This is a genomic window from Mycobacterium dioxanotrophicus (genome assembly GCF_002157835.1).
GTDB classification, from domain to species: domain Bacteria; phylum Actinomycetota; class Actinomycetes; order Mycobacteriales; family Mycobacteriaceae; genus Mycobacterium; species Mycobacterium dioxanotrophicus.
Genome location: NZ_CP020809.1, coordinates 5,659,313 through 5,685,928 on the forward strand (window position 1 = coordinate 5,659,313; position 26,616 = coordinate 5,685,928).

Annotated in this window: 27 protein-coding genes; 10 read left to right on the forward strand and 17 right to left on the reverse strand. The window is 66.6% G+C overall.

All coding sequences use genetic code 11. The features are described 5' to 3' along the window. Positions 1-6 precede the first annotated feature (6 nt). The 4 genes from BTO20_RS27530 to guaB all read right to left on the reverse strand — a co-directional run bounded on the left by BTO20_RS27530 (position 7) and on the right by guaB (position 6,051). The gene (locus BTO20_RS27530) at positions 7-1,392 is read right to left on the reverse strand and encodes a phenylacetate--CoA ligase family protein (RefSeq protein WP_087079140.1); all 1,386 of its coding nucleotides are present in this window, start codon (positions 1,390-1,392) and stop codon (positions 7-9) included. Positions 1,393-1,508: 116 nt separating this feature from the next. Continuing rightward, a complete protein-coding gene (locus BTO20_RS27535) occupies positions 1,509-3,245 on the reverse strand; it encodes a GMC oxidoreductase (RefSeq protein WP_087079141.1) in 1,737 nt (578 codons plus the stop codon). 84 nt (positions 3,246-3,329) lie between these two features. Next, positions 3,330-4,457 (reverse strand): GuaB3 family IMP dehydrogenase-related protein, encoded by a 1,128-nt coding sequence (locus BTO20_RS27540; RefSeq protein WP_198344578.1) that lies wholly within the window; start codon positions 4,455-4,457, stop codon positions 3,330-3,332. A gap of 52 nt (positions 4,458-4,509) precedes the next feature. After that, positions 4,510-6,051: an IMP dehydrogenase gene (gene guaB, locus BTO20_RS27545; protein WP_083164697.1), complete on the reverse strand. Its 1,542-nt coding sequence runs from the start codon at positions 6,049-6,051 to the stop codon at positions 4,510-4,512. 192 nt (positions 6,052-6,243) lie between these two features. Here guaB and BTO20_RS27550 point away from each other — a divergent pair, with 192 nt between their 5' ends. After that, positions 6,244-6,648, forward strand: a complete 405-nt coding sequence (locus BTO20_RS27550) for a DUF5319 domain-containing protein (protein ID WP_087082781.1) — start codon at positions 6,244-6,246, stop codon at positions 6,646-6,648. On the opposite strand, the gene BTO20_RS27555 is transcribed toward BTO20_RS27550, so the two are convergent. From BTO20_RS27555 to BTO20_RS27565, 3 genes are all read right to left on the reverse strand, one after another. Continuing rightward, complete coding sequence (locus tag BTO20_RS27555) at positions 6,639-7,865, reverse strand: anti-sigma-D factor RsdA (protein ID WP_087079143.1); 1,227 nt, start codon at positions 7,863-7,865, stop codon at positions 6,639-6,641. The two genes, BTO20_RS27550 and BTO20_RS27555, sit on opposite strands and share 10 nt — an antisense overlap. Further along, positions 7,858-8,436 (reverse strand): sigma-70 family RNA polymerase sigma factor, encoded by a 579-nt coding sequence (locus tag BTO20_RS27560; protein ID WP_087079144.1) that lies wholly within the window; start codon positions 8,434-8,436, stop codon positions 7,858-7,860. The genes BTO20_RS27555 and BTO20_RS27560 overlap by 8 nt, the downstream gene beginning before the upstream one ends. 89 nt (positions 8,437-8,525) lie before the next feature. Continuing rightward, complete coding sequence (locus tag BTO20_RS27565; RefSeq protein WP_087079145.1) at positions 8,526-9,335, reverse strand: hypothetical protein; 810 nt, start codon at positions 9,333-9,335, stop codon at positions 8,526-8,528. Between the two features lie 433 nt (positions 9,336-9,768). Here BTO20_RS27565 and BTO20_RS27570 point away from each other — a divergent pair, with 433 nt between their 5' ends. From BTO20_RS27570 to BTO20_RS27585, 4 genes are all read left to right on the forward strand, one after another. Continuing rightward, positions 9,769-10,059, forward strand: a complete 291-nt coding sequence (locus tag BTO20_RS27570) for a WhiB family transcriptional regulator (protein WP_029367677.1) — start codon at positions 9,769-9,771, stop codon at positions 10,057-10,059. Between the two features lie 225 nt (positions 10,060-10,284). Next, positions 10,285-12,084: a putative nucleotidyltransferase substrate binding domain-containing protein gene (locus tag BTO20_RS27575; protein WP_232491276.1), complete on the forward strand. Its 1,800-nt coding sequence runs from the start codon at positions 10,285-10,287 to the stop codon at positions 12,082-12,084. 73 nt (positions 12,085-12,157) lie between these two features. After that, a complete protein-coding gene (locus tag BTO20_RS27580; protein ID WP_157680339.1) occupies positions 12,158-12,730 on the forward strand; it encodes a 3'-5' exonuclease in 573 nt (190 codons plus the stop codon). A 12-nt stretch (positions 12,731-12,742) separates the two neighbouring features. Next, positions 12,743-13,177, forward strand: coding sequence for an OsmC family protein (locus BTO20_RS27585; protein ID WP_087079148.1), 435 nt, complete (start codon positions 12,743-12,745; stop codon positions 13,175-13,177). Positions 13,178-13,205: 28 nt separating this feature from the next. On the opposite strand, the gene BTO20_RS27590 is transcribed toward BTO20_RS27585, so the two are convergent. The 5 genes from BTO20_RS27590 to BTO20_RS27610 form a co-directional block, all read right to left on the reverse strand. Further along, on the reverse strand, positions 13,206-13,979 hold the full coding sequence (locus tag BTO20_RS27590; protein ID WP_087079149.1) for an enoyl-CoA hydratase: 774 nt from the start codon (positions 13,977-13,979) through the stop codon (positions 13,206-13,208). A gap of 38 nt (positions 13,980-14,017) precedes the next feature. Then, positions 14,018-14,800 carry a bestrophin-like domain gene (locus BTO20_RS27595; protein ID WP_087079150.1) on the reverse strand — a complete coding sequence of 261 codons (783 nt, stop codon included), beginning with the start codon at positions 14,798-14,800 and terminating at the stop codon, positions 14,018-14,020. A gap of 23 nt (positions 14,801-14,823) precedes the next feature. Then, positions 14,824-15,186, reverse strand: a complete 363-nt coding sequence (locus BTO20_RS27600) for a heme-binding protein (protein WP_087079151.1) — start codon at positions 15,184-15,186, stop codon at positions 14,824-14,826. Between the two features lie 46 nt (positions 15,187-15,232). After that, positions 15,233-15,541: a hypothetical protein gene (locus tag BTO20_RS27605; RefSeq protein ID WP_087079152.1), complete on the reverse strand. Its 309-nt coding sequence runs from the start codon at positions 15,539-15,541 to the stop codon at positions 15,233-15,235. 584 nt (positions 15,542-16,125) lie between these two features. Then, positions 16,126-16,938, reverse strand: coding sequence for a hypothetical protein (locus tag BTO20_RS27610; RefSeq protein WP_087079153.1), 813 nt, complete (start codon positions 16,936-16,938; stop codon positions 16,126-16,128). A gap of 10 nt (positions 16,939-16,948) precedes the next feature. Between BTO20_RS27610 and BTO20_RS27615 the strand changes: the two genes are divergently transcribed. Next, positions 16,949-17,596, forward strand: a complete 648-nt coding sequence (locus tag BTO20_RS27615; RefSeq protein WP_087079154.1) for a hypothetical protein — start codon at positions 16,949-16,951, stop codon at positions 17,594-17,596. 15 nt (positions 17,597-17,611) lie between these two features. Here the strand turns inward: BTO20_RS27615 and BTO20_RS27620 are convergent, their stop codons facing one another. The 3 genes from BTO20_RS27620 to BTO20_RS27630 form a co-directional block, all read right to left on the reverse strand. Next, a complete protein-coding gene (locus BTO20_RS27620) occupies positions 17,612-19,066 on the reverse strand; it encodes an FAD-dependent oxidoreductase (RefSeq protein WP_087079155.1) in 1,455 nt (484 codons plus the stop codon). Between the two features lie 123 nt (positions 19,067-19,189). Then, on the reverse strand, positions 19,190-20,704 hold the full coding sequence (locus BTO20_RS27625) for an adenylate/guanylate cyclase domain-containing protein (protein WP_087079156.1): 1,515 nt from the start codon (positions 20,702-20,704) through the stop codon (positions 19,190-19,192). A 52-nt stretch (positions 20,705-20,756) separates the two neighbouring features. Continuing rightward, on the reverse strand, positions 20,757-21,371 hold the full coding sequence (locus BTO20_RS27630) for a TetR/AcrR family transcriptional regulator (RefSeq protein WP_087079157.1): 615 nt from the start codon (positions 21,369-21,371) through the stop codon (positions 20,757-20,759). An 89-nt stretch (positions 21,372-21,460) separates the two neighbouring features. On the opposite strand from BTO20_RS27630, the gene BTO20_RS27635 reads away from it, so the two are divergent. Further along, on the forward strand, positions 21,461-21,907 hold the full coding sequence (locus BTO20_RS27635; protein WP_157680340.1) for a hypothetical protein: 447 nt from the start codon (positions 21,461-21,463) through the stop codon (positions 21,905-21,907). Positions 21,908-21,973: 66 nt separating this feature from the next. Here the strand turns inward: BTO20_RS27635 and groL are convergent, their stop codons facing one another. Continuing rightward, positions 21,974-23,590 carry a chaperonin GroEL gene (gene groL / locus BTO20_RS27640; RefSeq protein ID WP_087079159.1) on the reverse strand — a complete coding sequence of 539 codons (1,617 nt, stop codon included), beginning with the start codon at positions 23,588-23,590 and terminating at the stop codon, positions 21,974-21,976. An 82-nt stretch (positions 23,591-23,672) separates the two neighbouring features. Next, on the reverse strand, positions 23,673-23,975 hold the full coding sequence (gene groES, locus BTO20_RS27645; protein ID WP_029367666.1) for a co-chaperone GroES: 303 nt from the start codon (positions 23,973-23,975) through the stop codon (positions 23,673-23,675). A 395-nt stretch (positions 23,976-24,370) separates the two neighbouring features. Between groES and BTO20_RS27650 the strand changes: the two genes are divergently transcribed. From BTO20_RS27650 to BTO20_RS27660, 3 genes are read left to right on the forward strand one after another with little or no spacing between them, the layout of a single operon-like run. Beyond that, positions 24,371-24,886: a hypothetical protein gene (locus tag BTO20_RS27650; protein ID WP_087079160.1), complete on the forward strand. Its 516-nt coding sequence runs from the start codon at positions 24,371-24,373 to the stop codon at positions 24,884-24,886. After that, on the forward strand, positions 24,887-25,921 hold the full coding sequence (locus BTO20_RS27655; RefSeq protein ID WP_087079161.1) for a cupin domain-containing protein: 1,035 nt from the start codon (positions 24,887-24,889) through the stop codon (positions 25,919-25,921). After that, complete coding sequence (locus BTO20_RS27660) at positions 25,921-26,613, forward strand: glycine-rich domain-containing protein (protein WP_087079162.1); 693 nt, start codon at positions 25,921-25,923, stop codon at positions 26,611-26,613. The genes BTO20_RS27655 and BTO20_RS27660 overlap by 1 nt, the downstream gene beginning before the upstream one ends. The last annotated feature ends 3 nt before the right edge of the window (positions 26,614-26,616 follow it).

The window sequence follows — 26,616 nt, forward strand, 5'->3', positions numbered from 1 at the left end:
CTTTCGTCAAATACCGGCCTGGTAGAGGACCGGCACCTTCCCGCGCTGTGAGCGTGCGAACTGGTCGATGTCCGCGCGCTGCACCTCGAAATCGAGGCACCGGGGGCTCACGATCACCTCGTGGATCTCGTGGGCGCCGTGCAGAGCCGTCCGCGCCGCATCAGTCGTGATGCCTTCCGGTGCGGCCCGCGACAACAGCAGCCGCACCCGGTATTTGTGGCCATCCCACAGCACCTGAAGTTGGCAATCGGTGGAGCTCGACACACCCAATGTGGCGAGCGCCGCCACGAGATGGTCACTGGAGAACGTGATGGTGTCGACGGTCATCGAGGACGGCATGCGGCCGAGGAGCAGGACCGACCGGGCGGCGCTCCCGCATGCGCATCGGCCGGTCATCAGCTGGCCCCTGTCGCCGAGCCGATAACGGAAGAGCGCCATCCCGGACGTCGTCAACGGTGTGACGACGAGCTCGCCGGGTGCTCCGGCACGCACCGGCCGACCGGTCTCGTCGACGACCTCCAACACGTTCGCGTCCTCGTGCAGGTGGTGCACCGCGCCCGACTGGTGGCGGCACTGGTACCCCACGGGGCCGGTCTCCGACGTCGAATAAGCCAGCGAGCGCACGACGAGATCCGGTGCGGCAGAGCGCAGGACACGCTCCCGTTCGGCTCCCAGCGATTCACCGATGAACAGGAAGTTCCGCAGCGGCAGCCGATGCCCGGACAGCAGCTCCGCTCCGTACGCAGGCGACGCCACCAGTGTGTCGATCCCATGGGCGTCGATGATTGCTGCGGCGTCGGCGGGCGCGGTGTACTCGCCCATCGCGAAGGACAGGGCCGGCAGCGAGCGCGCGATGTCCTGGACGAACAGGAACGCACCGTTGAGGTCCCCGGGGAACAGGCAGTTCGCCACCCGGTTCGGCGCCGTGGCCAACGCAGCCCGCACGCCGCGCGCGCCCAGATGCTGGACCCGGTCGGTGAAATCCCATGAGTGGTAGAGAATTTTCGGTCGGCTGGCCGTTCCGCTCGATCGCAGCACGAGCCCGGGGCTGTGGTCGAAGAGGAGGTCGGCCGAATGCGGTGGGCAACCCGCGGCGAGGTCGGCGGCGGAGAGGAGAGGCAGCGCCGCGAGGTCATCGACCGTCTCGACTGCCTCGAGTCCGGGGAAACGCCGCCACACGTTGATGGACTGGCGCGCGGCTGCCAGGGTGGCACGCAGATTGTGCTGTTGTGCGGCGTCGATCTCGTCGCGCGTGAACGAGTCGAGGTTGTGGGCCAGGCGGATACCTGCCACGTCGCGGACCCGCGGCTTGCTTGCGCGACTGCCCGCCGTCGCGGCGCCGTCGGCCCGATGTTGCGGAATCGACGCCGTATCGGCTGGGTACGTGGTCATGACTCAATGGTCGTGACCACGCCCTGCTCACGTAATCGCCGGCGCTACCAGGTTCCACCTGACGATGGGACAGGTTTTCCTAGCCGCCGGGTAAGCATCGGGTTCGGCGCCCGGCGCTACCCGCCCGTGTTGACCGGCTCGATCGGCAACCGCCGCAATGCACCCGGGGCCTCGGCGGGCACCACGGGATGCGCCGGTGCGATCGGATCGAGTCGCTGGTAAGGCTCACCCTGGGCCGGCCGGGTGTCTTCCTGCCCCTTGTTGGGCCACAGCGACGCCGCCCGCTCGGCCTGCGCGGTGATCGAAAGCGACGGATTCACACCGAGATTCGCTGAGATGGCGGCACCGTCGGCGACGTGGAGCGTCGGGTAGTTGTACACCCGCTGATACGGATCGATCACACCGTGTTCGGCGTCCACACCGATCGCCGCGCCGCCGAGGAAGTGCGCCGTCAACGGAATGTTGAACAGCTCGCCCCAGGTGCCGCCCGCGATGCCGCCGACCTTCTCCGCCATCCGCCGGGTGAACTCGTTGCCCACCGGGATCCACGTCGGGTTCGGTTCGCCGTGGCCTTGTTTGGACGTCAACACCCGACGGCCGCCCGGGCCGCGCTTGGTGAAGGTGGTGATCGAGTTGTCCAGATGCTGCATCACCAGGGCGATGACCGTCCGCTCACTCCAGCGTGCCGGGTTCAGCAGCCGGATGAGCAACGCCGGACGCTCACGGCTCTGGTCGAGGAACTGCCGCCAGCGCGGCACGTCGGTGCCGCCGGGGCCCGTGCCATCGGTCATCAGCGTCTGCAACAGGCCCATCGCGTTGGAGCCCTTGCCGTAGCGCACGGGTTCGACATGGGTGTCGGCCGTGGGGTGCACCGACGACGTGATGGCCACGCCGTGGGTGAGGTCCAGGTCCGGTGACACCGTGAGGGTTTGGGCCCCGACGATCGATTCGGAGTTGGTGCGGGTCAACACGCCGAGGCGATCGGACAGCTTGCGTAGCTTGCCGGTGTCGCGCATCTTGAACAGCAGCTTCTGCGTGTTGTACGTGCCCGCCGCCAGAATCAGGTGGGTGGCGGTGAAGGTCTTGCGGTCCCGGCGCAGCTTGCTGCCCGTCTTGACCGTGGTGACCTCCCACAGACCGTCACCGCGCTGCTCGAACCCGGTGACCGTCGTCATCGGATGCACCCGCGCGCCAGCCGATTCCGCGAGGCCGAGGTAGTTCTTGACCAACGTGTTCTTGGCGCCGTGGCGACAGCCCGTCATACATTCGCCGCATTCCAGGCAGCCGGTGCGGGCCGGCCCGGCACCGCCGAAGAATGGATCGGGCACTGTCTTGCCCGGGGTCTTCTCGCCGTCGAGGCCGAAGAACACCCCGACCGGTGTGGAGACGAAGGTGTCCCCGCAGCCCATGTCGTCGGCGACCTCTTTGACGATGCGGTCGGCGTCGGTGAAGGTCGGGTTCTTCACCACGCCGAGCATGCGCTGCGCCTGCTCGTAGTGCGGCATGAGCTCGGCACGCCAGTCGGTGATGTCCTTCCACTGCGGGTCGTTGAAGAACGGCGCAGGCGGCACGTAGAGCGTGTTGGCGTAGTTGAGCGATCCGCCGCCCACCCCGGCGCCGGCCAGGATCATCACGTTGCGCAGCAGGTGGATGCGCTGGATGCCGTACATGCCGAGTTGCGGCGCCCACAGGAACTTACGCAGGTCCCACGAGGTCTTGGCAAAGTCGGCGTCGCTGAACCGCCTGCCGGCCTCCAGTACACCGACGCGGTAACCCTTTTCGGTCAGCCGCAGCGCACTGACGCTGCCGCCGAACCCAGAACCGATGACCAAGACGTCGTAGTCAGGCTTCATCCGAACAGTATGTACCTACCGATAGGTAACTAGCTAGACAGGAGGGCCTAACTTGTAAAGACGAGCCGTGTGGCCGCGGCAGAATCAGGACCCGACGGTCAAGCCGACCTTCTGGAACTCCTTGAGGTCGCAGTACCCGGCCTTGGCCATGGCCCGGCGCAGACCGCCGACGAGGTTCAAGGAGCCGAACGGATCGTCGGACGGCCCGTTGAGCACGGTGTCCAGCGACGGCCGCTCCCCCATCGCGATCTGAAGCAGGGCGCCGCGCGGCAGCGACGGGTGCGCAGCTGCGGACGGCCAGAACCAGCCTCCGCCGAGCGCTTCGGCCGCCGAGGACAGCGGAGTGCCCAGCACCACGGCGTCGGCGCCGCAGGCGATCGCCTTGGCCAGGTCGCCCGAGGTGTGGATGTCACCGTCGGCCAGCACGTGCACGTAACGGCCACCGGTCTCGTCGAGGTATTCGCGGCGGGCGGCGGCGGCATCGGCGATCGCCGTAGCCATCGGCACGCTGATACCGAGCACCTCGTCGCTCGTGGTGACGCCGCGCGTCGAGCCGTAGCCGACGATGACGCCTGCCGCGCCGGTACGCATCAGGTGCAGGGCGGTGCGGTGGTCCAGCACGCCGCCGGCCACCACCGGCACGTCGAGCTCGGAGATGAACTTCTTGAGGTTGAGCGGCTCGCCGTCCTGAGCGACCCGCTCGGCGGAGATGATGGTGCCCTGGATGACCAGCAGATCGATACCGGCTGCCACCAGGGCCGGCGTCAGCGCCTGGGCGTTCTGCGGGCTGACCCGCACCGCCGTCGTCACCCCGGCTTCCCGGATGCGGGCCACCGACTGACCCAGCAGCTCCGGGTCCAGCGGTGCGGCGTGCAGCTGCTGCAGCAGCCGGATGGCTGCCGAGGGCTCGGGCTCTTTCGCAGCCGCCTCGATGACCTGGGCGATCTTCTCCTCGACGTCGGCGTGCCTGCCGATCAGGCCCTCACCGTTGAGCACTCCGAGCCCGCCCAGGCGCCCGAGCTCGATGGCGAACTCCACCGACACCAGCGCATCGGTGGGGTGGGCCACCACGGGGATCTCGAACCGGTAGGCGTCGAGCTGCCAGGCCGTCGACACGTCTTTCGACGACCGGGTGCGCCGGGACGGCACGATGTTGATGTCGTCGAGTTCATAGGTTCGGCGGGCGGTTCTGCCCATGCCGATTTCGACCATGTCACGCATGACGAGCCTCTCTTGTGCGTGTGATTCGGCGCGCGAGCGCCCGTCAGCGGGTGTAGTAGTTCGGTGCTTCGACGGTCATGGTGATGTCGTGCGGGTGGCTTTCCTTGAGCCCCGCGGCAGTGATCTGCACGAACTGTGCCTGCTGCAGTTGCTCGATGGTCGCCGACCCGGTGTAGCCCATGGCCGCCCGCAGACCGCCGGTGAGTTGATGGATGACGGTCGAGAGCGGCCCGCGGAACGGTACCCGGCCCTCGATGCCCTCGGGCACCAGCTTGTCCTCGGAGAGCACGTCGTCCTGGAAGTAGCGGTCCTTGGAGTAGCTCTTGGCCGCACCCCGGCCCTGCATGGCTCCCAGCGAGCCCATGCCGCGGTAGCTCTTGAACTGCTTGCCGTTGACGAAGATCAAGTCGCCCGGGGACTCGGCGGTGCCGGCCAGCAGCGAGCCCAGCATGGCCGTCGACGCACCGGCGGCCAGGGCCTTGGCGATGTCACCGGAGTACTGCAGGCCACCGTCGGCGATCACGGGAATTCCGAACGGCTTGCATGCCGCGACGGCCTCCAGGATCGCGGTGATCTGCGGGGCGCCCACCCCGGCCACCACCCGGGTGGTGCAGATCGAGCCCGGTCCGACACCGACCTTCACCGCGTCGGCGCCGGCCTCCGCCAGAGCGGCCGCGGCGGCCCGGGTGGCGACGTTGCCGCCGACCACCTCGACGCGGTCTCCGACCGCGGTCTTGAGCCGGTACACCATGTCCAGCACACCCCGGTTGTGCGCGTGGGCGGTGTCGACGATCAGCACATCCACACCGGCCTCGACGAGCGTCATGGCCCGGGTCCAGGCGTCGTCGCCGACCCCGACGGCCGCGCCGACCAGCAGCCGGCCGTCGCTGTCCTTGGTGGCCAGCGGGAACTGCTCGGTCTTGACGAAGTCCTTGACCGTGATCAGCCCGGTGAGCTTGCCGTGCCCGTCGACGATGGGCAGCTTCTCGATCTTGTGCCTGCGCAGCAGCCCGAGGGCGGCCTCCGCGGAGACCCCCTCGCGGGCGGTGATCAGCGGCGCCTTGGTCATCACCTCGGAGACCGGCTTGTTCTGGTCGACCTCGAACCGCATGTCGCGGTTGGTGATGATGCCGACGAGGGCGCCGTCGGAGTCGACCACCGGCAAACCCGAGATCCGGAACCGCGCGCACATCGCGTCGACCTCGGCGAGGGTGTTGTCCGGCGAGCAGGTGACGGGGTCGGTCACCATGCCGGCCTCGGACCGCTTCACGGTCTCCACCTGCCCGGCCTGCTCGGCGACGGGCAGGTTGCGGTGCAGGACGCCCATGCCGCCGGCGCGGGCCATCGCGATGGCCATCCGCGACTCGGTGACCGTGTCCATGGCCGAGCTGACCAACGGCACCTTGAGCCGGATCTTGCGGGTCACCTGACTGGAGGTGTCCGCAGCAGCGGGCACCACGTCCGAGGCGGCCGGCAGCAGCAGCACGTCATCGAACGTCAGGCCGAGCATGGCGATCTTGGTGGGATCGTCGCCGCCGGTCGGCACCGGTACGGCAATGGGAACGCTGCTTTCAGCGATCGACATGGGCGGGCCTCCAGATAACAGGCGGTCGCAGAGCTTTACCCCTAATCCTATCGGCTCGCCAGGCGGGCTCGGCGCCACCGCCGCAATGGTGGCCGGGTCGCGATGTGCATCGGCTGCCCGGTCGCCGCGTCGCACGTCGCAGCACCTTGCGCGGCTGGCGCGATACCTGTGCTGCTGCGTAGTGTGGATCTCGTGCGTGACCACCTACCACCTGGTTTGCCACCCGATCCCTTCGCCGACGACCCGTCTGACCCGTCGGCAGCACTTGATGCCATCGAGCCGGGCCAGCCTCTGGACCCGCAGGAGCGCACCGCCGTCGAGGCCGACCTCGCAGACCTGGCGGTGTACGAGGCATTGCTGGCGCACAAAGGTATCCGCGGCCTCGTGGTGTCGTGCGACGAATGCCAGCAGGACCACTACCACGACTGGGACATGCTGCGCGCCAACCTGCTGCAGCTGCTCGTCGACGGCACCGTCCGCCCGCATGAGCCGGCCTATGATCCCGAGCCCGACGCCTACGTGACCTGGGACTACTGCCGCGGATACGCCGACGCCTCGCTCAACGAAGCCACGTCGGAAACCGACGGCTACCGCTGACCGCCGCCGCCCAGTCCCAGCCCGGGTAATCCCGGAATCTCGATGACCGTCGTCACCGGCAGCTGAGGTACCGCCGCGCGCCCTGGTGGCGTGCCGGCACCCTGTTGCTGCTGCGGCGCGTCTTCACCGTGCTGCCCGGCCCCGTCACCACCACCGGTCGACCCGCCACGTGCCGGGACGGTCACCGTCGGCTCGGCCGCCGGGGGAACACTGACGGTCGGCATGGTCGTGGTCTGGGTGTGTGTCGGTGACGGCACCACAGACGACGGCACCGTGGACACCTCCGAGGACGGCGTCACCTCCGCGCGCGGACCGGGCGACGACGGCGCCGCGGTACTGGTCGACGCGTTCGGCGACGACGGCGCGGCTGACGGCGAGGTCTCGGTCGACGCCGAGGGAGCGGGCGACCCCGATGCCGGGGACGACGACGGCGAGCCTGGTGTGTCGGACGGCGACGTGCTCTCCGACGGCGACGGGCTGGTGCTCGTCGGCGCCGAGGTCGACGGAGCCGAGGTCGACGGCGTACTCGTCGAGGACGAGGTGTCGGACCCGCTCGTGGCGCTCGACGGGCTGCTCTGCGTCGCAGGCACCTCCGGCAGCACGATCGGCGGCGCGTTCGGCGGCACCGTCGCGTTCGGGTCGCGGTTCTCGACCTTGACCGACAACTGCTGCAGCTGATCGACCAGCTGCTGCTTGCTCTGGGTGTCGTTGACGGTCGCCACCGTGGTGGTGACCGTGCTCAGCTTCTCCTGCGCCGCCTGCCACTGCCCCTGGTCGATGAGCTGCTGGACCTGCGCGAGTTCCGCGGAGGCCAGCTCCACCTTGACGTCACGGGTGGGCCGTTCGCCGAACAGCGTGGTGCGCATGCCGTACAGGGCGTCCCCGGGCCCGGCGCCGTAGACGGCCGCGCCGAACCCACCCAGGCACAGCACCGCGGCCGCCACCGAGCCCACCAACGCCAGGGGCAGCCGTGGCCGCCTGCCCTTGGTCCCACGGTCGAGGGCAGCGATCGCGTCACGCGTCGTCACCACACCGGAAGTGGGACGCCGCGCCTCGTCGCGCCACCCCGCGAGCAACTGGGCCAGTTCGGCCTCGGCCGGGTCGGTTGCGTACACCTGGCGGCCCAGCGAGAGCGACTCGATGAACCGGTCGGTGCGGTTGATCTCGTTGAGTGAGGGATCGCCACCATTGGACGTCCAGCGGCCGAAGTCAGGCATAGTCACGTCCCGTCGCCATGACTTCGGACTTCAGCCGGTTCAGCGCCCGGTGCTGGGCCACGCGAACCGCGCCGGGGGTGCTGCCGACAGCCTCGGCGGTCTCCTCGGCGCTCATGCCGACGACCACCCGCAGGATGAGGATTTCGCGCTGTTTCTCCGGCAGCACCGACAGCAGCTTGGCCATCCGCGCCGAGGACTCGGCATCGAGGGCGGACTGTTCGGGGCCCACGTCCAGCGAGTAGCGCTCCGGCACCACATCGGTCGGTTCAGCCCGATTCCGGGCCGCCGCGCGATGCGCGTCAGCAACTTTGTGCGCGGCGATGCCATACACGAAGGCCAGGAACGGTCGTCCCTGATCCTTGTAGCGCGGCAGCGCCGTAATGGCGGCCAAGCACACCTCCTGCGCAACGTCATCCGCTGAAAGACCACTTCGCTCGGTCGTGCCGACCCGCGCCCGGACGTAGCGAACGATGATCGGCCGGATGATCTCCAGGACTTCCTGAAGCGCATTCCGATCGCCGGCCACAGCCTCAGCAACGACAGCGTCGAGACGGTCTCCCGAACTTGTCATCGTGGGCGGTATCTCCAGCGTTACTTGGCACCGACACTCGCAGGCGCTTGGTTGAGCTAAACAATAACGATCGGCGCGGGGCGACCGGATCAGTCGCCGGACCAGACCCCGCCTCTGCGACGCACTGTATCGGCGCTGACGTCGCGGATCGTGCCGACTTGCGCGGCTGAGTGGGCCGCACTGCCGATGTCGGCCAGCAGACAGGCTAGCGCCCACCGCAGTGGGACGAGGCCGAGCTTCTCGGTGGCCGCCAGCGCGGCGTCGGCGACGACGCGGGCCCGATCCGGCTGACCGGCACTACACAGCGCGGCCGCCAACACCACATCGGACTTCACCGCGTGGCGTGCCGACGGGTATCCGGACGCGGCCGCGACGCCGCGTTCGGCATGGGCGACCGCCGTGGCCCCGTCACCGCGCATCATCGCCAGCTCCGCACTGACCCATGCCCGGCGAACCGCCAGGCGCCCCCCGGGCGCGCAGACCACCGAATCGGCCCGCTCCAGCAGCCGAGCCGACAACGTGAACCGGCCGACTCCGAGCGCATCGGCGGCCAGGCCGACCAAGGCGTCGGCCGGAGCCTCTGGGTCGGCGGCATCCTCTCCCCCACTGTGCGCCCAGGCCCGGCCGTCGGCACCGCGGGCGCCGTTGTGACCGCCGAGCTGGCGCAGGAACGATGCGCGGGTGCTGAGGGCCAGCGACAGCAACGGTCCGGAGGCCACACTGCGCTCGATCACCGACAGCTCGGCCAGAGCGCAGGCGTAGCGCCCCTGACCGCCCGCGGCCACGGCGCGCAGCCATCGGTCCCGCGGTGTCGCCGCGCTCGGCAGTGGCCAGCGGCCCGGGTCGTCTCCGAACGCGGCGTTCGCCAGCACGGTTGCTGCCTCAGTGGTGGTGCTCATCGGTTTGCGACGCTATCAACGTCGCGCAAATGCCGGGTCCACGGGAACCTGATACCGGCAGGTACGGATAAAAGATATTGCCAAATCCGCATTCGTTAACAATTGGTGCCCGCGACGTTAATAAGACGTCAACTGTTCGGCCGCGACCATCAATGCCGAGTGTTGCCGAAGCCGGTCCGAACAGCGGAAACATGATCAGATCCGCTAGGCCGTAACACGGTTCCCGCGACGGACACATCGCAATGATGAACGTGATGTAAATTCTCGACCTGCGGATATGTCATTGAGCACACGCTCAGGCTATTGACGCGAATTAATGAGCGCCCCTAGTTTGTGTGCACGAGTAGTCATCGGCGACATGTGCTCAGTTCGGTACCACCAACTCACGCACGCTCACGTAATCGGAATGGGCGCGCAGAGAGGGGCTTCCTCCATGCCACAGCCGCAGCAGCTACCCGGACCCAATGCGGACATCTGGGATTGGCAGATGCAGGGACTTTGCCGGGGCGTCGACTCCTCGGTGTTCTTCCATCCCGACGGGGAACGCGGACGGGCCCGCGCCCAGCGCGAGTTGCGCGCCAAGGAGATGTGCCGCAGTTGCCCCGTGATCACGCAGTGCCGCTCGCATGCGCTGGCCGTCGCCGAGCCCTACGGCATCTGGGGCGGGCTCAGCGAATCGGAGCGCGAACTCCTGCTGAAGCGCGGCGTCCGCCGAACCGCCTGACTTCAGCAAACACGAAAGGCCCTCATTCCGCAGTGGAGTGAGGGCCTTTTGCTGCGCAGGGCTGACGAATATCTCCATTACCGATCAGAACCGAGGCTGTCGGCCGAGCTCTGAGGTCTACTGTGACGCAGTGCTTCATGGCCAACCAGGCACCATACAGCGACAGGAGGGTGGACCATCAAGGACATCGCCGACTTCCTGGCTGCCCACGACCCATACGACCGACTGGAGGAGAAAGACGTAAACCGGCTGGCGGCCACCGTCGAAGTCGAGTACTTCTCCGCGGGGACGACCATCGTCCAAGCCGAATCCGACACGCTGCAGCGACTTTTCGTTGTCCGCACCGGCAGCGTCGAGGTCACCGACCGCGGACGCGTCATCGACGTGCTCGGTCCCGGTGACACCTTCGGCCACATCTCGGTGTTCTCCGGACAGCCACCGCCGCTCACGGTGCGCGCCGCCGAGGACACGCTCTGTTATCTGCTCGATGATCCCCGCGATGTCCTCGAACACCCCGAGCGACTGTCCTTCTCCTACTACGGCGATCAGATCGCCCGCGCCCGGCTGATCTCCTCCGGCGGCACCTTCAGTCAGCTCGAGCGGCCCATCGGCGACGTCATGCACCCCATCACCTGGTGTGAACCCTCGGAGTCCATTCGTGACGTCGCACGGCGGATGACCGACGACCACCGATCATGCGCGGTGTTCCGACGCGGCGATGACATCGGCATCGTCACCGACGACGACTTCCGCCGCAGGGTGGTCACCGGCGAGGTCGGCATCGACGCCCCCATCGACACCATCGCGTCCCTGCCCGCCATCGTCATGTCGGCCGATCGCACGGTCGGCGCCGGGTATCTGCTGATGTACGAGCGCGGCATTCACCACCTCGTCGTCGTCGACGGTGCCGGCGGCAACCCCGTCGGCATCACCCGAGTGGTCGACATGGTGGCCGGCGAAGTCCGCCACCCGCTGGTGATCCGCACGGAAACGGGCGCGGCGACCAATCTCGATCAATTGCGCGATGCCGCAGCCATGCTCACGCCCACCATGCTCGAGCTGTGGGACACCGGGGTGCCCGCCGATCACTTCGGATCTCTGCTGGCGGCGATGATCGAAGCGATCGTCACCAAGGCCATCGAGCTGACCGCAACCTCGCCGCCACTGCCCGACCTGGACTGTGCCTGGATGCTGCTCGGGTCGGTCGGCCGGCGGGAACCGCTGCCCAACTCCGACGTCGACAGCGCCCTGGCCTGGGTCACCCGCTCACCCGACGATGCCGAGCCCGACAGGGCGATCGTCAGCGCCGCAACCGAACCCGTGATGGAGGCCCTGGAAAGCTGTGGGCTGCGCACCTGTCCGCAGGGGCTCAACGCGTCCTTCCCGTTGTTCAACCGGTCGGTGTCCGGGTGGCGGGCGGCGGCAGAACGCTGGCGCCAGAATCCGGGCGACGTCGGCGAACTCCTGTTGGCCGCAACGATGCTCGACGCGCGGCCGATCACCCGTCCCATCCTGACCCGTCCCATGCGCACGGCCCTGATCTCGGGGGTGGGGCGTGCGCAATTCACCCGCGCGCTGACCAGACTGTCCATCGCGAGCCGTCCCCCACGGGGATTCGTGCGCGGATTCGTCGCCGACCACTTCGGCGAACACAAGAACCGCCTCAACATCAAGAAGGCCGGTATGCGCCCCATCGTGACGATGGCGCAGGCGCTGGCCTTGCAGACCGGGGACCTGAGCGGCTCCACCACCGATCGACTCGACCGGGCGCGCCGCGCAGGCCTGCTCAATGTCGACGATGCCGAATCACTCAAGACCGCCTTCACGCTGTGTTACCAACTGTCCGTCGATACCCAGATGCGCGCATTGCGTGACGGCAAACCCATCGAACCGACGGTTGCCCCGTCCGATTTGGACAGCCTGGAATTGCGCCACCTGCGCGACGCGTTCCGCGTCATCGCCGCCGTACAGGAGAAGGTGGCCGGCCGCTGGCCGTACGGATTGAGCGTTATCGAGCATGCGTAACCCGCTGTCGCGCACGAATTCCGGACGGGGCGACCGCAGCGGTACGCGATCGTGGCGCGATGACGAACTGTGGGTGGTGGACCTGGAGACGACCGGGCTGAACCTGCGCAGCGACAAGATCATCTCCTATGGCGCCATCCCGATCCACCACGGACGCATCCTGATGGCCCGGGCCACCTACGGCCTGGTGCACATCGCCGAAGCCGTTCCGGCACCTTCGGCCTGTATCCACGGCATCCGCACCCAGGACCTCGCCGCGGCGCCGCCCATCAAAGATGCGGTCGCACAACTGCACACGCTCATCGGCGATCGCCCGATCATTGCCCACTATGCAGTCATCGAACGTACGCTGCTGCGCCGCGCTTATCGCGGTTGCGGCCGCCGTCTCACCAATCAGTTCATCGACACCGCTCCCCTGGCCGCACGGGCCCTTCAGGTTCAGATCAAGGACGGGGCCATCTCGCTTGAATACGCGGCCAACGAGATCGGCGTGCCCGTCCACACGCCTCATCACGCCTTGGGCGACGCCGTGACCACCGCCAACCTGTTCCTGGCGCTCGCCAGTCGTTTGGAGCGGCAGCTCGGCACAATGCCGCTGAGCACGGCTGCGCTCATCGAGACCTCGACCCACCAAAAACACGAGTAGTGAGGATCTGTCATGGCAACGACCGATGTGACGGTGATCGAAACCGGCGCGGGAACCTACACGCAGGAGATCACCGCCGGACGCCACCAGTTCATCGCCGACGAACCACTGCCCGTCGGTGACGACGCCGGCCCGAACCCGTACGACTTCGTGCTCGCCGGGCTCGGCGCCTGCACGTCGATGACCGTGCGGATGTACGCCAACCGCAAGGGCTGGCCTTTGGAACGCGTGCGCGTGACCCTGCGGCGTTCCCGCATCCACGCCAAAGACTGCGCGGAGTGCGAGACGAAAACGGGGATGCTCGATCAGATCGACCGTGAGATCGAGTTGATCGGCGACCTCGACGACGATCAGCGGCAGCGGCTGATGGCCATCGCGGAACGCTGCCCGGTGCACCAGACCCTGACCTCCGAGGTCCGCATCACCACGACAGCGGTAACGCCCTGAGCGAGGGGCTCACCACCCTTTGCCGGACTCACCAGCTGGGTGGGCGCTTCTCGATGAAGGCCTCGACGCCTTCGAGTGCGCTCGGATCCATCATGTTGCACGCCATCGTCGTACCCGCGTCGTCGTAGGCGGCTTTGATACCGACCTCGATCTGGCGGTAGAACAAGGCCTTGCCCATGGCGATGGCGACTGCCGGCTTGGCCACGATGCTCGCGATCAGCGCCTCCACCTCGCCGTCGAGCGCGTCGGCCGGCACCACCCGATTGACGAGCCCCAACGCGCGCGCCTGCTCGGCGGCGATGAAGTCGCCGGTGACCAGCATCTCGAAGGCTGCTTTGCGGGGCACGTTGCGAGACAACGCAACTCCCGGAGTCGCGCAGAACAGTCCGACGTTGACACCGCTCACCGCGAACCGCGCGTCATCGCTCGCCACCGCGAGATCGCACATCGCGACGAGCTGGCATCCCGCGGCGGTCGCGATACCGTTCACCCTCGCGATCACCGGCACCGGCAGCCGCTGGATGGAGAGCATCACCGCAGTGCACTGCGCGAACAGTTGCTCGTAGTACTGACGCGACGGCTCAGCGCGCATTTCCTTGAGGTCATGGCCCGCACAGAACGCCTTGCCCGACGCCGCCAGCACCACGGCCCGCACCGCCTCGTCGGTGGCCAGCCCGTCGAGAGCCTCACCCAACGCAGTGAGCATCGCCTCCGACAACGCGTTGAAGGCTCGGGGCCGGTTCAGCGTCAGCGTCACGACCCCGCGCTCGTCGCGGTCTCGCAGCAGTAGCGGTTCGTCCATGTCTTGGGGACGCTAGCACCAGCCGCGGCCGCCCGACGCTAGTTGCCGTCGTCGACCCCGGCGAAAACCTGCAGAACATAGTCGAATGAAGCAGGGGTGACACCGAGCTCACGCCCGAACGGATGGTCGAGGCAGAAGATCAGGAACAGCAGCAGGCCAAGCAGTATGGCAATCGCACCCGACAGGAACATGTGATTGAGCGGGTTGCTGAGGTGGGTGAAACCGATCAAGCCGATGAGGAGAACGGCGCCGAACAACAGCCCGCTCCACAGCAGTCCGGGAATGCGGGGCTTGGTATCGAGGATCCGGGTATTGCGTTGAGATGTCAGCACATTGAGCTGCTGGCGCATTTCGGCATTGATCGGATTCGCAGAGGACGGCTGCTGCTGACCGAGCGTCCGGTACATGTCGGTGATTGCGGTCCGTGCCGCGGCGCTGGGCGCGCCGTCTCCCCGACTGCCCCATTCGGCCTTCGCCGCAGCGGTGTAGTCCCGCAACAGCTCGCGCATCGGAGCCTGCTCGGGCGCCGGCAAGCTGACCGTCTGCCGGTACATCGTTGCCAAGGTCGATGATTCATTGGTGACGTTGGCTTCGGCCGAGGAGAACTGCTCCCACGCGACGACGACCGTGAAACCGAGCAGGGCACCGTAGACAAGGGCGACGGTCGTCAAGAACGGTGACAGGGATCCGGTGTGCTCTTTGGAATCAGGTCGGTATGTCGTCTTGTTGGCCACCCACACACCGCAGACCGCCAAGTAGACCGATGTGGCGAGCACCGCGACCAGGAACAGCCATAACCCTGTGAGGCTCAATCCGCCCATTGCTCACGAATTACCGGGGCCGGTCAGGGGGTCGGCGGCAGCCCGCAGCGATCGCGGAAGTCGACCGAGGGTTGCCTCATCCGCTGAAGATCGTCACGGACGGTGGGATTGGCGTCCAGATAACTCTGGACTTTGTCCCGGATCTGATCCTTCGGTTGTCCCTTGAGGCCGGTGAAGAAGTCGTTGACGTCGGGATGCTCGCTCAGGTAGTTCGACGTGTCGAACGTGACGCCGGACATGACGCGCGCCATTTCGGCGGCCGTGCACGGCGGCGGCACCGGCGGGTCGGCGACGGCGGACGCGGCGCCCAGCAGCGCCATACCGGTCAGCGCGCCGGCAGCGATCGCGGCACCCAGTGCGCGGTTTGTGAGTCGGGTTGGCAACATATGTGGCTCCTTCAGGCAGGTGGTCGACACTTCACGAAGCAGGTCCTCAACGTGGGCCGATACCACCACCCCCGCCGGGACGCCCCGGACCGCCGATGTTGTTACGCCCCGGGTCCCAGACGATCCCGAGATCCCAGTCGTTGCCGCAGTACCAGTCGTATTCGCACGGATAGGGAACGGCGGGTGTGGCGGCTACCGGTCCCCCGTCCGCACCACGCACATCTCCTTGTGCGCACACGGTGGCGTAGCCCGAACTCGTGCAGTCGGCCTTGGCGGCGGGCGTCCCTGCGATGAGCCCGACCGGCACCATCGTCATCGCCAAGCCGAAAACCAGGTAGCGCTGGGTAATTCGCACGCCGCTTCCCCCTTTTTCCGCAGTCGGGAGGACCAAGCCGACCCGAATGCACAGAGGCTATCCGGTATTTGCGGCGCATAGACACAAATCGACGCAAACGTAAAACCGGCCCGGCCATTGTGTTTCTCAATGCAACGAAATCGACGTAGAACACCAGCACGAGAACACTTCCGACCATGCGGATCGGCGACATCACATCCTGAGTCGCCGGGCCATTCGCCGCGGCGTACGGCGACCGAACACCGTTGCACGACACGAGCATTGGACTCTTACAGGTCAGGCCGCAAGCGATGCGGGCGTCCATGGGCTCGGCGACAGCATTGCGCGCCGAAGTCGGCCTACACGGCCGACGCGGTCGGCGGCACCGCACAGAACACCATGCCCGAATTGTGCGCTACCCGGCGATGAAAACCGTTCGATGGCACGGCGTCTCTCAGCGTTCACCCGCTCTGGCAACATCCCGGGCCTCAGTTCTGACGGATCCGCAAATTTCAGCCGAGCCGGACATCTTAGCGGCTGTTGACAAAAAACAGGCACTGGTCGCATATTAAGCGTGCTGTTAGTTAAGTCACACTCGGTCCTCGCTACCAGCAGCTAACACCAAAGCTCCGTTGCGGGGAGACGCTCATGATCGTCAGACGTAGTCGCGGACTTGCCGCAGCGTGTTTGATGACGGCCGTGCTCCTGATGAGCGCCATGAGCGGTGCCGTTGCCACCGCAGATTCCGAGTCCGATTCCACCTCGGGCGCGAGCCAGGCGAACTCCACCGGTTCGGCCGGCGACGCCATCGTCAGCGCGGACCGCAAGGTCACGAGCGCGACGGCTTCCGGCGCAGGCACCGACAAACCCACCGCCACACTGTCCGCACAGACCAACACGTCCACGCCATCAGCCTCATCGGACACCACCACCACAGGTTCGACGGACCCAACCAGCACAGACCGCAACGTCACGACCACAACGGTCTCCGGCACAGGCACCAACAAACCCACCTCCACACTCTCCGCGCAGACCAACACATCCACGCCATCAGCCTCATCGGACACCACCACCACAGGTTCGACGGACCCAACCAGCACAGACCGCAACGTCACGACCACGACAGTTTCCGGCACAGGCACCGCCAAACCCGCCGCCACGCTCTCCACGGAGACGAACACATCCACACCATCAGCCTCACCGGACACCACAGGGCAAGCTGCAGCACAAGCGACAACCGTCACCGAAGTCGCGCAAGCGTCGCCCAAGATCCCAACCGTTCCACCTTCGGTTTCGGTCAACGCGATCCCGTCGACCGCCGCAACGACGGTCACCGCGACGCCTGATGTCGGCACTGCCACCACGGCGGCTACCCAGCCGGCTGCGCCGGCCGCGACACCGACGCTCCAGTTCACCATCGCCCTTTTCGTGCGGACGTTGGCGACAGCCAACAATCTCGTGCACGCCATCATGCAGCTACCAGCAGACGTCTGCGAAGCACTCGGCATCATGTGGGTCGCGCCAGGGGTCTGGGTCGCGCCGGGTGTTTCGGTCGGCCCCGGTGTCGAGATGCGCCAGGTGCTCATGTCCACCTCAGACGGTGGGCTCGTGAATCTGGTCGCGCCCTCGCGCAGCCTGCAGGCGGGTTTGCCCGGCGCCGCCGGCAGCTCCCCGCTTGCCGGTTACAGGGGCCCAGAGGTGGACCGCGGGATCGTGCTGCTGGCCGCACTGCAGTCGCAGTCGGCGGCACCGGCGTTCACCCAGGCAAGCTCACCGCATCACTCGACGCGGGGTCTGATCGCGGACGCGGTCACCGCTGTTGCGGTGTCGGTGTCGATATGGGCGCTGGTGTACGCGGCGTTGCCAGGTCTGGGCGGGATGCTGTCCTTCGGGACAATCGGCGTACGGATCGGCTATCGCCAGTCCAGCGCCGGAATCGCCCTCTGCAGCCCGAGCATGGCGCGTTTTGTGCGACCCGGCCCTATCGGTGTCGTACGTAGCGGTTCACTGGTTTCCGTTCATGTCCGCACCACTGCAGCCGACCGCACGACCCGGCACCTCCGACGCGTCGCCTAGGCACACCCCGCCGCGTCAGAAGTTCAACCCCGAGAACATCACCCGCCCCGGGTCGTATTTCTGCCGGACGGCGGCCAAGCGGGAGAGATTGGCGCCGAAATACCGCGATGCTGGCTGGTTCGCCTCGAGATAGTTCACGTAGCCGCCGACCGAATAGGGCGCCACCGCTTGATGAGCAGTGCTGAGCCAGTTGGCTGCTGCCGCCGGCGAACCGGAGGTCTCCACGTACCACTGGACCAGAGCCGACTGCCGTCGCCACGGGAAGGCGGTGTCCCCCGGCCCCACCGTGGCCAGCGCGCCGTCGAGCGCATGCATGATCACCAACGGACGACCGGCACCTGCGGGAAAGGCGTTGAACGCCGCGGCGATTCCCTGCGCCGCGGCCGGGGTGATCGAGGGGAAGACGTCGGATCCGCCGACGTAGCCCAGCGGCGAGGGGTTGAGGTTGTTGACGGCCAGGTACTGCACCAAGTCCAGGTAATTGAACGTGTGCTTCTCCACCGTCATCGGTTGCAGTCCCACTGCTTTGGAGACGGCGGCCGCCGTGGCGTCACCGGAGCCGGCCGGACAGGTCGCCAGGATGCGACAGTGCGCGCCACCGGGATCGGTGATGGTGTCGGCCAGTGCCCAGCTACTGCGGTCGGCGGTGCGCAGCCAGTTCTGCCACCCGACCAGAACCTGCGCGAACGACTCCAGCGGGAAATGCAGGCCCACGGCGTCGACATCGCTGGTGGGGAACGTCGCGAAGGTCAGCGCCGTCGTCACCCCGAAATTGCCGCCACCGCCGCCCTTGAGCGCCCAGAACAAATCCGGATGCTCGTTGGCCGACGCGATGACACCCGTACCGCCGGGCAGTACCACCGTCGCCGACACCAGTTGATCACTCATCAGACCCGCGTGCCGCGACTGCGCACCCAGACCGCCACCCAGCGCGTGCCCAGCCGCGCCGACCGTCGGGCAGGTCCCCGTCGGGATTCCCCGGCCGTTCGCGGCCAGAGCCTGGTGGATGGTGTACAGACCGGTCGCCGGCGTCACCGTGACATACCCCGTGGCGGCGTCGTAGTTGACACCGCCGGGCAACTGGCGCAGGTCGAGGATCATGGCGCCGGTCGCGGTCGACGCACCCACGTACGAATGCCCGCCGCCGCGTGGGGCGACCTTGACGTTGTGGGCGGCAGCGAAGGCCATCGCCTGCTGCACCTCGGCTGCCGAGGTCGGGGTGACGACCGCAGCCGGTGCGAAGTCGTTGAAGTTGGTGTTGAAAACCGCTTTGGCCGAGGCGAATTGACCGTTGTCCGGCAGTATCACCGGGCCTTTGATGGCGGTGGAGAGGCCGTCCCAGCCGGACGCTGCAGGATCGGCACGCGCCCGGTTCGTTCCGAACACCGCTGACGTGGCCACCGCCCCGACGGCGCCGCGCAGGAATGTCTGACGCGAGATCCCACGCGGTGACTCCCGCGGTACCGTCATGCCCGAATTCTTGCCCAGGTGGCATCAAAGCCGGCTCCGCCGCAACATGTGTCGCGGTATCAGTCCGATAACCGATTCGCCTCCAACGGGATACGCGAATTCGTGAGCACGTACGGAACCAGGTCAACCGAGGCTATCGAGTGCCGGATCGATGCTGAAAATCGGGACAGTGGCTGACTTTCCCTTGATCGCATGCGATCCGCGGTCGACCAGTCCGACCGGTCGAGATTCCAGAGCGTCGATGGTCTGCTGGGTGGCCAGGATCGTCTCGCCGGTGGTCTTGGTGAGCTGCTCGACCCGGGCCGCGACGTTGACGGTGTCCCCGATCAAGGTGAACTCGAGTTTGGCTCCGCCGCCGATCGTGCCGGCGATCACGGGACCACTGTTGATCCCGATGCCGATCCGTAGCTCACCGCCAAAGCGCGCAGCAACGCGCCGCTGAATCAGAACGGCGGTCTGCACCGCAGCATCGGCATGCCCCGCAAGGTCGTTGGGAGCGCCGAACACGGCCAAGGCGCCATCCCCGAGAAACTTGTTGACATGCCCACCGGCGTCGACCACGGCGGGCACGACGATCTCGAACAACGCATTGAGTCGGGACACCGTGTCCTCGGCAGTGTTCGCCTCGGCGAACGAGGTGAAGTCACGGACATCGATGAACATCACCGTCACCTCACGGCGCTCGCCAGTGAACACGTCATCGCTCTGTGCGAGCAACCGGGCTGCCAGCGCGGGGTCGACATAGCTGCCGAATGCCAGCTGAAGTCGTTGCCGCTCAGCCAAACCGGCCTGCATCCGGTTGAATGACGCCGACAGCGCGCCCAAGTCGTCGTCTTGGACCACGGGCAGACGTTGGCTGTAGTCACCGTCGGCAACACGTTCAGTGCCCTCGGCGAGATCGCGTATCGGTCGCAAGAAGGGTGCGATCGCCATGACCGCGACCGGCCCCGAGATGAGGGTCAGCGCACACCCGATAGCCAAGGACACGATGGGGTCCTCGCGAGCGCGGTCGATCACCGATGCCGTGATCGCGGCGCCGGTGGAGAATCCGAACGCCATCGCGATCATGGTGACGTGCGACCACAGGGCAAAAGTCGGGTGAGCGCGTGGCAGGGAATCGCCGATTCCCGTGTCACCGGCGATGGCGGTCCTGGCCGGCCGCAGCGATCCCTCGCTGAAGCTGTGCACTCCGAACACCCCGGTAGCCGCCCCGTAGGCCGCGCCGACAATCGCGTATTGGACCAGTCGCCACCCGGTGGCGCCCGCGACGATACCCACAACGACCGCGACGCAAGGCGTCCAGACGATGTCGGTTGCGAGTACTCGGACAGTCGTGCTCCGTGCGTAGACATAGGTGGCCGCCAACGCCTCCTTCGCATCGACCGTGCGGCCTGCTGCCCACCTTTCAATCAGGCGCAACCGCTTCGAGCCGGGCAGAACCATCAGGTAGACCCGCACCAGCATGGCGATACACGTGATGACAGCCGCCTGCACGTAGCGATCGGATCCCTCGAAGGCGACGATGATCAACGGGTAGGCCAGGTGGACCGACAGCCCCGCAAGGTATACGAGGACGCAGATCGCCCACGAGTACGTCGGCCCGTACCGGTCCCACATCGATTGAAAGATCCGGTCCATGCCGAAACAAAACACCCCCGACCTGCTGGCCGGGGGTGTTTCGAAGCACTACCTAGTGGGCGTGGCCGTGGTCGGCCGCTTCGACAGGCTTGTCCACGACGGCGGTCTGGTTGGATTCAGATGTCAGCCGTACCACTGGCCAGAACAGCTGGAACAGCCGCTGTCTCCACCCGTCTTCGGCTAATCCCGTGCGTGCGTGCTCTGCGATGTATGCGCCGACAATCGCATCGATCAGCGTCGCGGTGTCGAAGTCTGCCCGCATCGAGCCCTCGGCTTTGGCCGTCTCGATGACCGCCGTCAGCTTCGCGCGTTGTTGGCCGAGGATCTGCCGGAACACAGTCGTGAATTCCGGGTCGTCCTCGGTGAGCAGGGCCGCAAAGCCGCCGAGGCCGATGCCGTACTCGACGGTCTCGATCGCGTGATCGATGAGCCAGCGCAGCTGCTCGGCCGCTCCCGTCCCTGCGTCCAGCGGAGTCGGCGACGCAACCCGCGATAAGGCGCTCGTCAGCATGTCCCGCCGGTTGGGATGTCGCCGGTAGATGGTGGTCTTCGCAAATCCCGAATGTCCCGCAACCGCCTCGACGGTGACGGCCCGCGGGCCGCCGGTACGCAAGAGGTGCAGCGTGGAGTCCGCAATACCGTCTTCGACGCGTTGCTGCGGCGACATGCGCGCTCTCCTGTCCGCTGGCACGGGAATATTCGAGGTCAAAGATACGCTACGCTGATCGTAGCGATCACTACGCTACGCGTAGCGTAGTGATCGACGTGATCTATGGATTGGAGATGAGATCGATGACCGTTTCGAGGCGCCTTCCCGCCTTCCCTATGTCCGCGCTGGGCTACGCCCTGCTGCTCATGGCTTTCGTCATGCTCGGACTGTTCGTCGCGGCTCTGGCCACCGGAATCAGTGGCCTGGCCATCGTCTTGGGTATCGGCCTGATCGGCTGCCTCGCCGGTTCGGTCACCGGCTTCGTGGCGGCGTCTCGCAAGCTCGCGAAGGCCGGGTTTACCGCCGAGGCGACGAGCCCGGTGAGCATCTTCTCGACGCCGCTTCACCAGCATCAGATCGATCGATATCTCGAGAACTACCGCGGCGAGAATCGCTCGGTCGCGCGGGCGACGACGATGACCGTGCTCGTCGGCGACGAGGCGACCCGACCAACCAAAACCGAGCGCACCGAGCACATGCTGCTATCGGCGTAACTCACTTCGGGGCCCAACGAAAACACCCCCGGCCCAACGGGACCGGGGGTGTTTCGTACGCACTACCTAGTGGGCGTGCCCGTGGTGATGGCCGTGGTCGGCCTCTTCAGCAGGCTTGTCCACGACTGCGGTCTCGGTGGTCAGGATCATCCGGGCCACCGATGCGGCGTTGAGGACTGCCGAGCGGGTCACCTTGGCCGGGTCGACGATGCCGTCGGCGACCAGGTCGCCGTAGGCCAGCGTCGCGGCGTTGAAGCCGTGCCCGTTGCCCAATTCGCTGACCTTGTTCACCACGACCGAGCCGTCCAGCCCGGCGTTGGTGGCGATCCAGTACAGCGGGGCCGACAGCGCCGACGAGAACACCTCGACACCGATGGCCTCGTCGCCCTTGACCTCACCGCGCAGCTTGTCGAGAGCGGCGCGAGCCTGCACGAGTGCCGCGCCACCACCGGTGACGATGCCCTCTTCGACCGCAGCCTTGGCCGCCGCGACGGCGTCCTCGACCGCTTCCTTGCGCTTCTTGAGGTCGGTCTCGGTGGCCGCGCCGACCTTGATCACCGCGACGCCGCCGGCCAGTTTGGCCAGCCGCTCCTGCAGCTTCTCGCGGTCCCAGTCGGAGTCGGTGGTGTCGATCTCGGACTTGAGCTGCTTGACCCGGTCGGCCACGGCGTCCTTGGAGCCGCCGCCGTCGACGATCACGGTGCTGTCCTTGCTGACCACGACGCGTCGCGCCGAACCCAGCACCTCCAGGCCGGCCTCGCGCAGCGTCAGGCCCACGTCGGGGTTGACGACCTGGGCGCCGGTCACGATGGCGAGGTCCTCCAGGAACGCCTTCCGGCGGTCACCGAAGAACGGCGCCTTGACCGCGACGGCCTTGAGGGTCTTGCGGATGGCATTGACGACCAGGGTCGACAGCGCCTCGCCCTCGACGTCCTCGGCGACGATCAGCAGCGGCTTGCCTGCCTCGGCGACCTTCTCGAGCAGCGGCAGGAGGTCGGGCAGCGAGCTGACCTTGTCGCGGTGCAGCAGCACCACCGCGTCCTCGAGCACTGCTTCCTGCAGGTCGAAGTCGGTGACGAAGTAGGCCGAGATGAAGCCCTTGTCGAAGCCGACGCCCTCGGTGATCTCCAGCTCGGTGTTGAGCGTCGAGGACTCCTCGACGGTCACCACGCCGTCGTGGCCGACCTTGGTCATGGCCTCGCCGACCAGCTCGCCGATCTGCTCGTCACGCGAGGAGACCGTGGCGACCTGCGCGATGGCGGTCTTGTCGGACACCGGCTTGGCGGCGGCCAGCAGGGCCTCGGACACCGCGTCGGCGGCCTTGCCGATGCCGGAACCCAGCGCGATGGGGTTGGCACCGGCGGCGACGTTGCGCAGCCCGGCCTTGACCAGAGCCTGCGCCAACACGGTCGCGGTGGTGGTGCCGTCACCGGCGACGTCGTTGGTCTTGGTGGCGACGGACTTGACCAGCTGGGCACCGAGGTTCTCGAATGCGTCTTCCAGGTCGATCTCGCGGGCGATGGTGACACCGTCGTTGGTGACCTGCGGTCCACCGAACGCCTTGGCGAGCACCACATTTCGACCGCGCGGCCCCAGGGTCACCTTGACGGCGTCGGCGAGCTTGTCGACACCGGCCTCCATGGCACGCCGCGCAGTTTCGTTGAACTCAATCTGCTTGCTCATAGATGTCTTTCCTTATCACGCATACCGCCCCGGACATCGCCCGTACGCGTACGGGGATCTCCGGGGCGGGACACGAGTGCTTTTACTTGGAGACGACAGCCAGCACGTCGCGGGCCGACAGGATCAGGTACTCCTCGCCGTTGTACTTGATCTCGGTGCCGCCGTACTTGCTGTAGATGACGGTGTCGCCCTCGGCAACGTCCAGGGGGATCCGCTTCTCGCCGTCCTCATCCCAGCGGCCGGGGCCAACTGCGACGACGGTGCCTTCCTGCGGCTTTTCCTTGGCGGTGTCAGGGATGACCAGACCGGAAGCGGTCGTGGTCTCGGCCTCGTTGGCCTGAACGAGGATCTTGTCCTCGAGTGGCTTGATGTTGACTGCCACGATGGAAGCCCTCCACTTGTCGGGGTGTGGATCCGGGGGGATCCCCAGATGCCGGTTACCAGGTGTTCGTGGCATACGTCCGTGCCCTCGCTCCGTCGTCGCGGGTGCCGGCGCTGGGGTTGGCCGCGTGCCACCTAGCACTCTATACATGCGAGTGCTAGCACTCAAGGTTGGACCGTGTCTGTTCGATCGGCTGTTCGTCCACGGCGAACACGAGGGCAGGTACTCCTCCCGACCGGCGCGATCTTGAGCGCACCCCAATCGCCACAATCACCCCTCGACGGGGAATCGAACGTGGGATGCTGTGGCGCAAATGCACGGGTCAGGTCCCGTTTCACGCTGCTCTGAGAGGTCTGTGGTTGTTCTAAGCGCCAGTAAAGCCAGTGAAGGAGAGGGAAATGGCCGATACCGCCTCCAGCGGTGAGCAGGAATTCTCAGTACATCCGGCGCTGGCGCGGATGGCTGCCGAGGGCGTCGACGTCGCCGAAGTGATCGCATTGGCGGGTTACATCGGCGCATCAGGCAAAGACGATCTCGTCCGACTTCACCCCGAGCTGGATGACATGTCGGTCAGCATCGACATCCCGAAGAGCGACATCTTGGCCGTCAAAGACGCGCCAGCACCGACGATGCCGATGGGCGGAGTCGTCGTCTGGCTTGCCCGTACCGCCGAGGTGACGTTCCGCCGGACCCGCACGGTCTCCGCCACGGCTGCGCAGGTACGACGTTTCTTCGATGCCGGGTCGGTACTGGAGCCCAACAACACCGAACGGGCCGTGGACCGCCTCAACATTCAGCTGAGTCCGGCGTTTCGTGCCAAAGTTCCTCCCGTTTACATTCCGCCGGACCAGTGCGCGGTGTGCACGTCGAAAAACTGCTCGTCGCACTGCCTGCCGCCGTGCCAATCGCAGTAGATGAGACTCGACGACCTCTGCAGCGTGATCGACGGGCAAGGCTTCCCGTCCCGAGATGCGGCCGAGCACCCGGACCGGCAGTCGGTCGTCGCGGCCCGCGAGGCCATCACCGCAGCGGTGCGTGACGACGAGTTCCTGGTCGACTGCATGACGCGCGAGCTCGATCTCATGGAGCACCCGGCACCACGGCGCGGGCTGGTTCCCTTCTACACGCTGCCCGGCTACGGAATTCGGTTCGCCTTCGGCTATTGGCCGCCCGGCAGCAACGCAGGCGCCCACGAACACACGGCCTGGACCATCACCGCCGTATGCCGCAACGAACTCACGGTCCAGACCTACGATCGCGACCAGTCCTATCGTCGGCAGGAATTGGTGCCCAAGAACCGCTTCGACGCCCCGGCCGGACGCGTCGGCTTCATCTACGAACCCTGTATTCACGACCCGCATAACCCGACGAATCGGTGGTCGCTGTCGCTGCATGTGACCAGCCCGCGCGACGGTGAGCGCCGCGACGACGCAGCTGCGTGCCTGCCGGTACTGGAGACGCTCCGTGCACGATGGTCGGTCGACGCTGACGATCCGTACCTCTGGGTTCAGACAACCAGGTATCGGCAGGCGTTGATTCGCGAAGTCGCCAGATTCCTGGCGGACACCGAAGTCGCTGCGTCCGAACGTCTTCTAGATCGGTGTCACCGGCTCGGCTCGACTGCGACGCGCCGGTTCATCGCCGGTCTGGGCAGGCCCGCACCCGAAGGGCCGGACCGTGGCGCGCCGCCGGTCTTGACGGTCACCCACCGGGATCTGGTCCTGACCTGTCGCGACGTCGACGGTGGCGTCGCGCTCGGCGTCGAGACCCCCGACGGCTGGATCGAACAATTGCGGATGGCGAGGTTGGCGCGCGAGGCGGTCGTGTTCTGCACCCACAGAAGCGAATTCGAGGTCAGCGAGATTCCGGGGCCGTTGACGGCGGCAGAGCGCCATGCGATCGCCGAAGCCCTCCAAGAGGCCGGCCTGTTCAGAACGGAGCCCAGCTGATGTCCGCGGCCGAATCCGCAATCCAGGCAACGGTTTCCCCGCTACTTGGCGAAGCCCTGTCATTCGACGCGCCCTATGTCGTCGAGCGACTGGTCAACGACCGTGTCGTCGGCGACCCGGACGAAGGCCGCGAACTGTTCGCCGAGATACTCAAATACCTGGTGCTGTGTGAGTTGAATCGTGATGTCGTGGTCGGCATGTACTCGGCCCGCGTCGACGAGGCCTGGCACGCATTCATCTTGTACACCACGGAATACACCGACTTCTGCCTGCGATTTTTCGGCCGGTACGTCGGGCACGCTCCCAAGAACGCCCCGCACGACGACTCCCACGATCACCGCGACCGGCGCGAACTCACCTTCGACGAGTTCCGCGAGCGCTACCAGAACGCTTTCGACGAGCCGCTGCCGCAGGTCTGGTATGACGCGCGCAGTATCGTGCCCGCGCGCCGGGTGTTCAACGATTCAGCACCGAATATGACGGTGACGCAGCATGATTCGATCGCAGAGCTCGTCGATGGCTCCGGCACCGTGATCCTGTCGGCCAATGCGATCGCTTACGACGCCTTGCTGTTCATCGCTCACACAGGCGCCTTCTACGTTCGGGAGCTGCCGGGCGGGCTGACCGACGACGAGAAGGTCAGCCTGGTCAGGACATTGATGTCGTGGGGTCTACTGCGGGTCGCGCCATAGCGG

Excerpts from the sequence above, each read along its gene's own strand:
- BTO20_RS27530 (WP_087079140.1), bottom strand. The coding sequence starts at position 1,392 with ATGACCACGTACCCAGCCGATACGGCGTCGATTCCGCAACATCGGGCC.
- BTO20_RS27535 (WP_087079141.1), bottom strand. The coding sequence starts at position 3,245 with ATGAAGCCTGACTACGACGTCTTGGTCATCGGTTCTGGGTTCGGCGGC.
- BTO20_RS27540 (WP_198344578.1), bottom strand. The coding sequence starts at position 4,457 with ATGGTCGAAATCGGCATGGGCAGAACCGCCCGCCGAACCTATGAACTC.
- guaB (WP_083164697.1), bottom strand. The coding sequence starts at position 6,051 with ATGTCGATCGCTGAAAGCAGCGTTCCCATTGCCGTACCGGTGCCGACC.
- BTO20_RS27555 (WP_087079143.1), bottom strand. The coding sequence starts at position 7,865 with ATGCCTGACTTCGGCCGCTGGACGTCCAATGGTGGCGATCCCTCACTC.
- BTO20_RS27560 (WP_087079144.1), bottom strand. The coding sequence starts at position 8,436 with ATGACAAGTTCGGGAGACCGTCTCGACGCTGTCGTTGCTGAGGCTGTG.
- BTO20_RS27565 (WP_087079145.1), bottom strand. The coding sequence starts at position 9,335 with ATGAGCACCACCACTGAGGCAGCAACCGTGCTGGCGAACGCCGCGTTC.
- BTO20_RS27570 (WP_029367677.1), top strand. The coding sequence starts at position 9,769 with ATGCCACAGCCGCAGCAGCTACCCGGACCCAATGCGGACATCTGGGAT.
- BTO20_RS27585 (WP_087079148.1), top strand. The coding sequence starts at position 12,743 with ATGGCAACGACCGATGTGACGGTGATCGAAACCGGCGCGGGAACCTAC.
- BTO20_RS27590 (WP_087079149.1), bottom strand. The coding sequence starts at position 13,979 with ATGGACGAACCGCTACTGCTGCGAGACCGCGACGAGCGCGGGGTCGTG.
- BTO20_RS27595 (WP_087079150.1), bottom strand. The coding sequence starts at position 14,800 with ATGGGCGGATTGAGCCTCACAGGGTTATGGCTGTTCCTGGTCGCGGTG.
- BTO20_RS27600 (WP_087079151.1), bottom strand. The coding sequence starts at position 15,186 with ATGTTGCCAACCCGACTCACAAACCGCGCACTGGGTGCCGCGATCGCT.
- BTO20_RS27610 (WP_087079153.1), bottom strand. The coding sequence starts at position 16,938 with ATGGTGAACTGGAGCGTCGGTGTCGCGGCCGGCGCAGCCGGCTGGGTA.
- BTO20_RS27620 (WP_087079155.1), bottom strand. The coding sequence starts at position 19,066 with ATGACGGTACCGCGGGAGTCACCGCGTGGGATCTCGCGTCAGACATTC.
- BTO20_RS27625 (WP_087079156.1), bottom strand. The coding sequence starts at position 20,704 with ATGGACCGGATCTTTCAATCGATGTGGGACCGGTACGGGCCGACGTAC.
- BTO20_RS27630 (WP_087079157.1), bottom strand. The coding sequence starts at position 21,371 with ATGTCGCCGCAGCAACGCGTCGAAGACGGTATTGCGGACTCCACGCTG.
- groL (WP_087079159.1), bottom strand. The coding sequence starts at position 23,590 with ATGAGCAAGCAGATTGAGTTCAACGAAACTGCGCGGCGTGCCATGGAG.
- BTO20_RS27650 (WP_087079160.1), top strand. The coding sequence starts at position 24,371 with ATGGCCGATACCGCCTCCAGCGGTGAGCAGGAATTCTCAGTACATCCG.
- BTO20_RS27655 (WP_087079161.1), top strand. The coding sequence starts at position 24,887 with ATGAGACTCGACGACCTCTGCAGCGTGATCGACGGGCAAGGCTTCCCG.
- BTO20_RS27660 (WP_087079162.1), top strand. The coding sequence starts at position 25,921 with ATGTCCGCGGCCGAATCCGCAATCCAGGCAACGGTTTCCCCGCTACTT.